The organism is Streptomyces sp. NPDC048481, assembly GCF_043200075.1.
Classification (GTDB): domain Bacteria; phylum Actinomycetota; class Actinomycetes; order Streptomycetales; family Streptomycetaceae; genus Streptomyces.
In genome coordinates this window covers 149,797-161,638 of record NZ_JBICXC010000015.1, presented here as the reverse complement: position 1 = coordinate 161,638, position 11,842 = coordinate 149,797, and the positions used below count along the sequence as shown (strand labels likewise).

Below are 11,842 nucleotides of genomic sequence, written 5' to 3'. Positions count from 1 at the left end.
CCACCCCGTCCTGCGCGCCAAAGCCGACACCGCCTGGCACCTCCACGACCTCACCCGCCACCACCCCCTCACCCACTTCGTCCTCTACTCCTCCGCCGGCGGACTGGTGTCCGGAGCGGGCCAGGCCAACTACGCCGCCGCCAACACCTTCCTCGACGCGCTCGCCGCCCACCGGCAGGAGGCCGGACTGCCCGGCCAGTCCCTCGCCTGGGGACTGTGGGCCGAGGCCGACGGCATGGGCGGCACGCTGACGGCTGCCGACCTCACCCGACTCGAACTCGCCGGCAGCGCCGCCCTGTCCACCACCGAGGGCCTGGCCATGCTCGACGAGGCACTGACCCGCCCGGACGCCCTGCTCGTCCCACTCGCCCTGAATCTCACAGCCCTGCGAGCCGGCTACGACCAGCTGCCCGCCGTGCTCAAGGACCTCGTCGCCCCGCCGGCCCGGCAGTCCGACACCACCGGCGACGTCCCCGCCCCGGCCGACGCCGAGGAACCTCTCACCCGGCGGCTCGCCGCCCTCGAGCCCGAACAGCGGCCCGCCCTCGTCCTGGACCTCGTACGGCAGCACGTCGCCCACGTCCGGCACGACGACCCGGCCGCCATCGACCCCGAGACGCCGTTCACCGCCTTCGGCATGGACTCGCTCGCCGCGATCGAACTGCGCAACGGCCTCAGCGCCGCCATCGGAACCCGGCTGCCCGCCACCATGACCTTCGACTACCCGACCCCGGCCGACCTCGCCGGATTCCTGCTCGCCGAACTCGCCCCGGACGTCGAGGCCCTGGCCGCCGAGCACGCCGACGACGAGCTGCGCGCCAGGATCGCGGCCATCCCGCTGTCCGCCCTGCGCACCGCCGGACTCCTCGACGCCCTCCTCGGCCTCGGCGACCCCGGCCCCGCGACGCCGCGGCCCGGCCCCGCCGGGCAGACGGCCGCGACCACGCCCGACGCCACGAAGCCCGACGCCGCGCCGGACGACCCCGCCGAAGAACCCCCCGCCCCCGCCACCGCGCTGCGCGACATGAGCGTCGAGGAACTGCTGCTCGCCGCCCGGCGCAACCACAGCGGCTGACCGGATCCTGGCCCCCAAGCCCCACACCGCCCCCGGACGAGCTGGAGACACGAGCCATGACGACATCCCTGGCGCGACCCGCGCGGCGCGCCGACAGCCCCACCGCCCGCCGCCTGCCCACCGACGAACCGCTGCTGCACCGTGTGCTCACCCCCTACCGGGCCAAGCGGTGCGAATACCTCAAGACCGCCGACGTCATCGTCGACGGCAACCCCAACGACGGCGGACGGCTCGCCGCCGAATGCACCTTCGAGATCCCCGAGTCCTGCTACATCGACGACACCGGCCACTTCAACTCCGTCGAGTTCAACATCTGCTACAACCAGATGGCCTACTACCTCATCGCCAAGTCAGTCCAGGACGCGCTCACCGAGCCGTTCAACCAGTGGGGCATGGACGACTTCTGGCACCGCCAGCTCGGCGACATCCTCATCACCGACTTCTCCAGCTCCTTCCGCGTTCCCATGCGCGGCCGCTTCTTCGAAGGGTCCATGGAGATCGTCGACATCGTCGCCTGGGACGCCAACGACATCCGCGACGCCCTCGTCGTCGTCAAGACCTCCTGCCGCTACTACGACGAACACGGCGGCGACTCCAAGGGCGACGTCACCGCGGCCATCACCAACCCGCCGCCACTGAAGGGCTGACACCGGGCACCGCTCCGGCACCGACTCGCACGGCACCCCCGGGTCCCCCCTGCCACGAAGGAAGCCCATGACCGTCCCCGCTCCCCGCCCCGGCGAGACCCTCCTCGGCGCCACCCCCACCACCGCCACCCCCTCCACCGGCCACCGGTGCCCACACGGCGGACACGGCACCGGACCCGCCGCCACCCCGGCCGCCGCACCCCGCGCCTGGCCGCCCGCCGGCAGCGAACCCGTCGACATCCCCGAGCTCTACGACCGGCTCACCGCCCGCGGCATGGACTACGGCCCCGCCTTCCGCCTCCTGCACGCCGCATGGCGCCACGGCCCCGAGATCTACGCCGAAGTCCCGCTCGACGGCCCCGCCCCGCCCGCCACCGGCCTCCTCATGCACCCCGCCCTGCTCGACGCCGCACTCCACGCCGCCAGCATCCCCTTCCTCGACCGCGACGACGACGCCACCTACCTCCCCTTCGCCTGGCAGGGCGTCCGCGTGCACCGCCCCGGAGCAACCGCCCTGCGCATCCGCATCACCCCCACCGACGGCGACAACCTCACCCTGACCGCCACCGACACCGACGACCGGCCGGTCCTGTGCGCCCGCTCCCTCATGGTGCGCCCCGTCAGCCTCGAACAACTGCGCGGCACCGGCGCCTCCGGCGCACTGCTGCGCCCCGACTGGCAACCCCTCGCCGACGTACCGGCACGCCCCGCGGCCGACGAACCCTGGGCCTTCCTCGGCACCGACCACCTCGGCATCACCGGCGAACTCAAGGCCACCGGCAAATCCTTCGAGAACTACAGCTCCTTCCCCGCCCTCGACACCGCACTGCGCCGCGGCGCCCCCGTCCCCTCCGTCGTCCTCGTCAGCTGCGCCGACGGCGGAGAGGACGCCGACGAAGCACGAGCACAGGCCCAGCGCTGCCTCGTCCTCGTCCAGGAATGGCTCACCGACGACCGCCTCGCCGACTCCCGCCTCGTCTTCGTCACCCAGCAGGCCCAGTCCTGCGAACCGGGCGAAAGCATCACCAGCCTCGCCGCCTCCGTCGTCTGGGGACTCGTCCGCAGCAGCCAGACCGAACAGCCCGGCCGCTTCGCACTCGTCGACATCGACGAGGCCGACGGCTCACGCCGCGCCCTCGTCTCCGCGGTCTCCGCCCTCACCGGCCCCGACGCCGCCCACGCCCAGCTCGCCGTCCGCCGCGGCAGCCTGCTGCGCCTGCGCCTACAGCGCTCCCGCCCCGACGCCGCCACCCGGCCACGCCGTACCGAACGGGCCCACGGCACCGTCGTCCTGACCGGCGGCACCGGAGCCCTCGGCAGCGTCCTCGCCCGCCACCTCGCCGAACGCCACCGCGTGAGCCGCCTGCTGCTGCTCAGCCGCTCAGGACCGGACACCCCCGCCGCCAGCCGCCTCGTCACGGAACTGCGCGAACTCGGCGCCCACGCCACCGTCACCGCCTGCGACGTCGCCGACCCCGAAGCCCTCGGCCGGGCCCTCGCCGACCTGCCCCCCGAGCACCCGCCCACCACGCTCATCCACGCCGCAGGCGTCACCGACGACGGCGCCGTCGGCACCATGACCCCCCGGCGCCTCGCCCGCGTCATGCGCCCCAAGATCGACGCCGCGCTCGCCCTGCACCAGGTCGCCCAGACCCTGCCCGACGACTGCGAACTCGTCCTCTTCTCCTCCGTGAGCGGCATCGTCGGCGGCGCCGGCCAGGCCAACTACGCCGCGGCCAACACGTTCGTCGACGCCCTCGCCCTGCACCGCCGCTCCCACGGCCGGCACGCCGTCTCTCTCGCCTGGGGACTGTGGGACGAAGCCGGCATGGGCGAACGCCTTGCCGCCGCCGACCTCAAACGCATGGAACGCGCCGGCCTCTCCGCCCTGCGGGTGTCCGACGGACTCGCCCTCTTCGACGCCGCCCTCGGCCGCGACGACGCCGTCCTCGTCCCCGTCCAGCTGCACGAGCCCGCCCTGCGTGACCACTCCCCGCAGATCCCCGACGTCCTGCGCGACCTGTGCCCCCCGAAACGCCACGACCCCGCACGCTCCGCCCGCCAGACCACCCCCGCCGACGCCGACGAACTGCGCCGCACCCTCGCCGAACTGCCCGAGGCCGACCGCACCCACGCCCTCCAGCAGCTCATCCGCACCGAGGTCGCCGAAGTCCTCGCCTGCACGGGCCCCGACGCCGTCGCACCCGACGCCGAATTCTCCGCCATCGGCTTCGACTCACTGACCACCGTGGACCTCAACCGCCGCCTGGCCGCCCTGACCGGACTGCGGCTGCCCGCCACGCTCCTGTTCGACTACCGCACCCCGGCCGCCCTGGCCGTCCACCTGCTGCGGCTCACCCAGCAGGACTGAGCGCTCCGCCCCGCGGAGCAGACCGAGCGTTCCGCCACATGGTGCAGGGGCCCTTCGCACCGTCCTCTTGCCCCCGCCCCCGTCGCGGAGCGGAGGAGAACCCATGCGCGTCATCATCGTCGGCGGCGGCGTCATCGGACTGGCGACCGCCTGGCGCTGCGCCCAACGCGGCGCCGACGTCACCGTCATCGACCCGGAACCCGGCGGCAAGGCCTCCCACGTCGCCGCCGGACTGCTCCCGCCCTCCGGCGACATGCTCATCGGCGAGCCCGACTTCGCCCGCTTCGTCCTGCACTCCCGCGCCCTGTACCCCTCGTTCGCCGCCGAGGTCGCCCAGGCCGCCGGAACCCCGGTCGGCTTCCTGCGCAACGGCATCCTCGACGTCGCCTACGACGCACACGCCGCCGAAGGCCTGGACAGGCTGCGGCAGATGGCGGACGGCTTCGGCGTCCGGTACCGGATGCTCACCCCGGACGACTGCCACCGCCTCGAACCCCACCTCGCCGCCGAGGCGCACACCGGCATGCTGTCGCCCGACGACGGCTCCATCGACCCCCGCGCCCTCACCCGCGGCCTCACCGCGGCACTCCAGCACGCCGGCGGACACCTCGTGAGGGAACGCGCCGCACGGCTCCTCCTCGACACCGACACCCCGGCCGTGCGGCTCAGCGGCGGCGCCCTCCTGCACGCCGACCGGCTCGTCCTCGCCGCCGGCCCGTGGACCCACCTGCTGCCGGGCCTGCCCGACGGACTGGTCCCCGAGATCAAGCCGTACAAGGGCCAGGTGATACGCCTGCACGGCGACGCGACCGTCCACCACACCGTCCGCTGCGGCTACGAGGACCGCGCCGTCTACATCGCGCCGCGGACCGACGGCGAACTCGCCGTCGGCGCCACCTACGAGGACACCGGATACGACGAGCACGTCCGCGCCGAAGGAGTCGCGGACCTCCTCGAACGCGTACGCCGCGTCCTTCCGGCGGCCTCCCGCATGCACTTCGCCGGCGCCGACGCCGGACTGCGCCCCGGCTCCCCGGACGGCCGGCCGATCCTCGGACCGACGTCCCGCGACGACGTCCTGCTCGCCACCGGCCACCACCGCGTCGGCGTCCAGCTCACCCCCGCCACCGCCGAAGCGATGGCCGAGGCCGTCGTCACGGGCCGGCTGCCGCAGATCGCGCGCCCCTTCGGCGCGGACAGGTTCGCGTCCACCGTGCCCACCGCGGCCTGACCCGCCCGACTTTCGTCCCACGGCCCGGCCACCGGGCGCACGGCGAAGGCCCGGACCCCCGACGGGGGCCCGGGCCTTCGCCTTCGGCGCAGACGTCAGACGGCGGCCAGGGTGCCCGTGGCGTTCCGGGTCCAGCCCTCGTCGTCGGCGTCCCGGCTGTAGATCGTGATCGGACGGCGGCCGCAGTCGTCGACCGGCCCCGCCAGGAGGTGCAGCACCCTCTCCCGATCACCGGAGAGAGCCACCGGCGACTGGAACAACAACTCCTCGACCTCCTCACACCCCGTCCGCAGCCCGGCGTGCAGAGCGAGCTCCAGCAGAGCGGTGCCGGGCAGGAGGGTGGTGCCTGCGATGGTGTGGTCGGCGAGCCAGGGGTGGGTGTGGGTGGTGAGGGTGGTGGTGAACAGGTGGCTGCCGTCAGGGAGTTCGGTGGCGGTGGCGAGGAGGGGGTGTTCGGCGGAGTCGAGGCCGAGGTGTTGGGCTGTGGTCGTGGGCTGAGGGGTGAGCCAGTAGTGGGTGCGGGTGAAGGGGTACGTGGGCAGGGGGGCGGGGGGTGTGTCGGTGGTGGGCCAGGTGAGGCCGTGGAGGGTGGTGGTGTGGAGGGCGGCGAGGGCGTCGGCGAACGTCGCGTTGTGGTTGGTGCGGGGATTCTGCGTGGGGATGCAGGTGACGGATCCGGTGTCGTCGAGGGTGGTTCGGGTGAGGTGGGTGAGGGTGGTGTCGGGTCCGATTTCGAGGTAGGTGGTGACGCCGAGGTCGGTGAGGGTGGTGATGCCTTGGTGGTAGTGGACGGCGGTGCGGGCTTGGGTCGCCCAGTGGGCCGGGTCGGTGAGTTGCCCGGTAGCGGCGACCTGTCCCGTGGTGTTGGTGATGACGGCGATGGTCGGCGTGTGGTGGGTGAGTTGTTGGGCTGCTTCGGTGAGACGGGGGAGGAGGGGGTCGAGGTGGCGTGAGTGGAAGGCGCCGGACACGGTGAGGGTGCGGTGGGTGATGTCAGCGGCGTGGAGGTCTTCGGCGAGTGCGGTGAGTGCGTCGTGGGTGCCGGCGAGGGTGGTGTGGTGGGGGGAGTTGTGTCCGGCGACGTCGATCTCGGGGTGGCGGTTGAGGATCTGGTGGAGTTGCTCGGCTCCCGCGTTGGCGCTGATCATGCTTGTGTGGGTGGGGAGTTGTTGCATGAGGTGGGCGCGGGCGGCGACGAGGGTGACGGCGTCGTCGAGGGTGAGCACGCCGGCGGCGTGGGCGGCTGCGAGTTCGCCGATGGAATGCCCCATCAGGTAGTCGGGGGCCAGTCCGTGTTCGGTGAGGTAGGCGAACACCGCGGCCTCGAAGGCGAACAGCGCGGGCTGGGTGTACTGGGTGTGGTCGAGGAGCGCGGCGAGTTCGCTGCCGGGCTCGGCCCACATGACGTCCAACAGCGGCTGGTCGAGGTGGGTGTCGAAGCGCGCCGCGATGTCGGTGAGGAGGTGAGCGAACCGGGGGTGCGCCTCGGCGAGGGCGCGCCCCATACCCGCGTACTGCGAGCCCTGGCCGGTGAACAGCACCGCCAACTTGCCGGTCTGTGGGGTTCCGGTGGTGAGGCCGGGGTGGGTGTGTCCGGTGGCGAGGGCGCGGGTCTGGGTGAGGAGTTCCTCGCGGGTGTGGGCGTGCAGGACGGCGCGGTGGGTGTGGTGGTGGCGGCGGGCGAGGGCGTCGCCGATGGCGCTCGCGGTGAGTTCGGGGTGGGCGGCGGCATGATCGGCCAGACGCTCGGCCGCACGCACCAGCTCCTCTCCCGTCCGCCCCGACAGCACCCAGGTGATCGGCATCGGAGAACGTCCGACGAGTGCGAGAGCGTCGGCGAAGACGTCGATCTGGTCGGTGCGGGGGTTCTGCGTGGGGATGCAGGTGACGGATCCGGTGTCGTCGAGGGTGGTTCGGGTGAGGTGGGTGAGGGTGGTGTCGGGTCCGATTTCGAGGTAGGTGGTGACGCCCAGGTCGGCCAGGGTGGTGATGCCTTGGTGGTAGTGGACGGCGGTGCGGGCTTGGGTCGCCCAGTGGGCCGGGTCGGTGAGTTGCCCGGTAGCGGCGACCTGTCCCGTGGTGTTGGTGATGACGGCGATGGTCGGCGTGTGGTGGGTGAGCTGTTGGGCTGCTTCGGTGAGACGGGGGAGGAGGGGGTCGAGGTGGCGTGAGTGGAAGGCGCCGGACACGGTGAGGGTGCGGTGAGGAATCTCCGCGGCGTCCAGATCCTCAGCCAGTGCGGTGAGTGCGTCGTGGGTGCCGGCGAGGGTGGTGTGGTGGGGGGAGTTGTGTCCGGCGACGTCGATCTCGGGGTGGCGGTTGAGGATCTGGTGGAGTTGCTCGGCTCCCGCGTTGGCGCTGATCATGCTTGTGTGGGTGGGGAGTTGTTGCATGAGGTGGGCGCGGGTGGCGACGAGGGTGACGGCGTCGTCGAGGGTGAGCACGCCGGCGGCGTGGGCGGCTGCGAGTTCCCCGATGGAATGCCCCATCAGGTAGTCAGGGGCCAGGCCGTGTTCGGTGAGGTAGGCGAACACCGCGGCCTCGAAGGCGAACAGTGCGGGCTGGGTGTACTGGGTGTGGTCGAGGAGCGCGGCGAGTTCGCTGCCGGGCTCGGCCCACATGACGTCCAACAGCGGCTGGTCGAGGTGGGTGTCGAAGCGCGCCGCGATGTCGGTGAGGAGCTCGGCGAACCGCGGATGGGCCTCGGCGAGGGCGCGCCCCATGCCCACGTACTGCGAGCCCTGGCCGGTGAACAGCACCGCCAACTTGCCGCTCTGGAGCGGGGGTTCTTCGATGATGACGTGGGCGTTGGTGCCGCTGATGCCGAAGGAGGAGACGGCGGCGCGGCGGGCGCCGTCGCCGCCCGGCCAGGGGCGTCCCTCGGTGAGAAGGGTGAGGGGGGTGTCGTCCCAGTCGATGTGGGCGGTGGGTTCGTCGGCGTGGAGGGTGGCGGGCAGTTGCTGGTGGTGCAGTGCTTGGACCATTTTGATGATGCCGCCGACGCCGGCGGCGGCCTGGGTGTGTCCGATGTTGCTCTTGAGGCTGCCGAGCCAGAGGGGCCGGTCGGCGGGGCGCTCGGTGCCGTAGGCCTGGTGGAGGGCCTGGACTTCGATGGGGTCGCCGAGGGTGGTGCCGGTGCCGTGGGCTTCGATGGCGTCGACGTCGGCGGGGTCGAGTCCGGCGGCGGTCAGTGCCTGTCCGATGACGCGTTGTTGTGCCGGGCCGTTGGGTGCGGTGAGGCCGTTGGAGGCGCCGTCCTGATTGACGGCTGAGCCGCGGACCACGGCCAGGACCGGGTGATTGTTGCGTCGGGCGTCGGAGAGGCGTTCGAGGAGGAGGAGTCCTGCGCCTTCGGCCCAGCCGGTGCCGTCGGCGTGGGCGGAGAAGGCTTTGCAGCGGCCGTCGGCGGAAAGGCCCTGCTGGCGGCTGAACTCCACGAACATGCCGGGCGACGACATGACGGTGACACCGCCCGCCAGGACCATGCCGCACTCGCCCGAACGCAGTGCCTGAACCGCCTGGTGCAGGGCGACCAGGGACGAGGAGCAGGCCGTGTCGACCGTCACCGCCGGTCCTGACAGACCGAATGTGTAGGCCATGCGCCCAGATATGACGCTCGGGGTGACCCCCGTGAGGAGATGCCCGGCCGTGTCGGACGAGGCGTCCGCGAGCCGGGGCCCGTAGTCGAGCCCGGTGGCTCCCACGAACACGCCGGTGTCGCTGCCCTGGAGGGCCGTCGGATCGATGCCCGCGCGCTCGAACGCCTCGACGGCCAGTTCCAGCGTCAACCGCTGCTGAGGGTCCATCGACAGGGCCTCACGGGGGCTGATGCCGAAGTGGGCGGGGTCGAACTCGGCCGCGGTGTACAGGAAGCCGCCGTGGCGGGTGGTCGAGGTGCCGGTGTGGTCGGGGTCGGGGTGGTAGAGCCGGTCGAGGTCCCAGCCGCGGTCGGTCGGGAAGTCGCCGATGGCGTCCGTGCCGTCCGCGACCAGCCGCCACAGGTCGTCGGGCGAGGTGACGCCGCCGGGGTACCGGCAGGCCATCGACACCACCACGACCGGATCGTCCTCAAGGGCGGACCGGACGGCTCCCGCCTTACGGGCCTCGCCCTGGTCCTTGTCCCGGGCCACCGACGGCGTGGATCCGGCGCGTCTATCGGTGAGGTGCCGGGCGAGTGCGTTCGGGGTGGGATGGTCGAAGAGCACGGTACTGGGCAGCTCGATGCCGGTCTCGGCCTGTACGGCGTCGCGCAGCTCCACCGCTCCGGTCGAGTCGAGTCCGAGGTCCCGGAAGGTGAGATCCGCCCCGACGTCCGTGGCGGCGGCGTGGCCGAGGACGACCGCCGCGGCGCGACGTACGACCTCCAGCAGGTCGCCGGCTCCCACAGCGAGACGCGCCCTGGCCCCCTTCACGCCCGTCAGGCTTTCGACGCCCGCGCCCGCGCCTTCGGAAGCGGTCTGCACGGCGTCCGGGATGCCCGCGTCGCCCGTGACGTCCTCCGCACGGGTGGGCGTTCCCCCCGGAGCCACCTCCCCTTCGGGCTCCGGCCAGTAGCGGGCCCGGTCGAACACGTACCCCGGAAGCGTGACTCGGGCCGGACTCATACCTGCGAACACCGGTGCCCAGGCGACGACTTCGCCCGCCTCGTAGCGGTCGACCAGTCGGCGTACGTCCGGGGGAACCTGCGGGTGAGCCGTCCGCCGGCCCCGCGCCACAGCGTCCAGAGCGGCGGTCAGAGCCTCGCGGTCGGCGGCGAGGACGACGGCGCGGTGTGCGAAGTCCTCGCGCGTGGTCGCCAGCGAGAAGGCCACGTCCACCAGGTCGAGTTGTTCGGCTGCCGGACCCGGTTCCAGTGCTGCGTGCAGGCGTTCGGCCTGGGCGCGCAGCGCGGTCTCCGTGCGCGCCGACAGCGGGAAGGGAAGCGCCGAAGCGAGGGGCGCGGGCGTAGGCGCGGGTGCGGGCGTGGACCGCAGTGGTACGGCGGGGGACGCCTGCCCACGGGAGGCCGGAGCCGGGGCCTCGCTCACCACCAGGTGGCAGTTGGTGCCGCCCATGCCGAACGAGCTCACGCCGGCTATGAGCGGGCCGTCCGGATCCGGCCAGGACGTGAAGGAGCGCTGCACGCGCAGGCCGAGGGCCTCCAGGTCGATGGCCGGGTTCGGCGTGTCGAAGTTCAGGCTGGCCGGGAGGCGCCGGTGGCGGATGCTCAGCACCGTCTTGATGAGCCCGGCGATCCCGGACGCGGCCTCCAGGTGGCCGATGTTGGTCTTGACCGAGCCGACGTGCAGGGGGGTTTCGCGCAGGCCCGCCCCGAAGGCCGTGCCCAGCGCGGCCGCCTCGACGGGGTCGCCCACCCGGGTACCCGTGCCGTGGAGTTCGACATACTGCACCTCGGTCGCGGAGACGCCGGCGCAGGCGTGGGCGCGCCGCAGCACGGCGGCCTGCGCGTCGGGACTGGGGACCGTCAGGCCCTCCGTCGCGCCGTCGTTGTTGACCGCGCCGCCGCGGATCACGGCGTGGACGCGGTCGCCGTCCACCATCGCGTCGGAAAGGCGTTTGAGCAGGACGACACCGCCGCCCTCACCCCGGACGAACCCGTTGGCACGCGCGTCGAAGGTGTAGCACCGTCCGTCCGGAGACAGCCCGCCGAAGCTCTCGACGACCGTGGTGGCCGCCGGGTCGAGCAGCAGGTTCACACCGCCCGCGACGGCCAGCCCGGCCGCACCGGCGCGCAGGCTGTCGCAGGCCAGCTGGACCGCCACGAGGGACGAGGCCTGGGCCGCGTCGACGACCATGCTCGGACCCTGGAGGCCGAGTGCGTACGAGACGCGGTTGGCGATGAGTCCGCGCCGGGTGCCGGCGAGGGTGTGGCGGGTGACGGAGCCGGGGGCGACACGGTGCATGACGGTGCCGAAGTCGTCGGCGAACGAGCCGACGAAGACCCCGGTCGAGGTGTCCCGCAGGTCGGTCGGACGGATGGCCGCGTCCTCGAGGACCTGCCAGCTCAGTTCGAGGATGAGCCGCTGCTGGGGATCCATCGTGACGGCTTCCCGGGGGGATATGCCGAAGAAGGCCGGGTCGAAGGTGTCGATGGATTCCAGGAAGCCGCCGTGACGCGACGGGCCGTCCTCGGGCGGCGGCGCGATGCCGGCCAGCTCGGCACGGCCGGTCGGCAGCGTGGCGACGGCGTCGGCGCCGGTGCGGAGGAGCCTCCAGAAGGAGGCCAGGTCGGGAGCGCCCGGGAAGCGGCACGCCATGCCGATGATGGCGATGTCGACCGGTGCGGACTGCGTGGCGTAGGTGTGCTGTGGCTCCATGGCGCCTGGGCGGCCTTCCTGCGCGGAATCCGGCCGGCTGGACCTGGCGCCTGCGGATCACGGCGCTCTCGGACTGCCCTGCCCGATGGACGAGTGTCGTGCCGAGTTCAGGGCCGATCCTGGTCGATGGCCTGCCGGGTCACCACCCGTAGGCACCCCTAGGGCGTGTGTCGGAAGTAGCGTCGTCTGCCCGAAGGGCAG

The 11,842-nt window shown here is 72.7% G+C and carries 5 protein-coding genes; 4 read left to right on the top strand and 1 reads right to left on the bottom strand.

Annotation, left to right across the window (positions count from 1 at the left end):
* From ACGFSH_RS32710 to thiO, 4 genes are all read left to right on the top strand, one after another.
* A partial coding sequence (locus ACGFSH_RS32710) for a beta-ketoacyl reductase (protein ID WP_393354898.1) occupies positions 1-1,075 on the top strand: 1,075 nt, incomplete at its 5' end.
* Positions 1,076-1,131: 56 nt separating this feature from the next.
* Positions 1,132-1,722 (top strand): FcoT family thioesterase, encoded by a 591-nt coding sequence (locus ACGFSH_RS32705; RefSeq protein ID WP_393354896.1) that lies wholly within the window; start codon positions 1,132-1,134, stop codon positions 1,720-1,722.
* A 67-nt stretch (positions 1,723-1,789) separates the two neighbouring features.
* Complete coding sequence (locus tag ACGFSH_RS32700; RefSeq protein ID WP_393354894.1) at positions 1,790-4,093, top strand: type I polyketide synthase; 2,304 nt, start codon at positions 1,790-1,792, stop codon at positions 4,091-4,093.
* Between the two features lie 103 nt (positions 4,094-4,196).
* A complete protein-coding gene (thiO, locus tag ACGFSH_RS32695) occupies positions 4,197-5,324 on the top strand; it encodes a glycine oxidase ThiO (RefSeq protein ID WP_393354892.1) in 1,128 nt (375 codons plus the stop codon).
* A 95-nt stretch (positions 5,325-5,419) separates the two neighbouring features.
* On the opposite strand, the gene ACGFSH_RS32690 is transcribed toward thiO, so the two are convergent.
* Positions 5,420-11,641 (bottom strand): type I polyketide synthase, encoded by a 6,222-nt coding sequence (locus tag ACGFSH_RS32690; protein WP_393354890.1) that lies wholly within the window; start codon positions 11,639-11,641, stop codon positions 5,420-5,422.
* Between the last annotated feature and the right edge of the window lie 201 nt (positions 11,642-11,842).

Excerpts from the sequence above, each read along its gene's own strand:
- ACGFSH_RS32705 (WP_393354896.1), top strand. The coding sequence starts at position 1,132 with ATGACGACATCCCTGGCGCGACCCGCGCGGCGCGCCGACAGCCCCACC.
- ACGFSH_RS32700 (WP_393354894.1), top strand. The coding sequence starts at position 1,790 with ATGACCGTCCCCGCTCCCCGCCCCGGCGAGACCCTCCTCGGCGCCACC.
- thiO (WP_393354892.1), top strand. The coding sequence starts at position 4,197 with ATGCGCGTCATCATCGTCGGCGGCGGCGTCATCGGACTGGCGACCGCC.
- ACGFSH_RS32690 (WP_393354890.1), bottom strand. The coding sequence starts at position 11,641 with ATGGAGCCACAGCACACCTACGCCACGCAGTCCGCACCGGTCGACATC.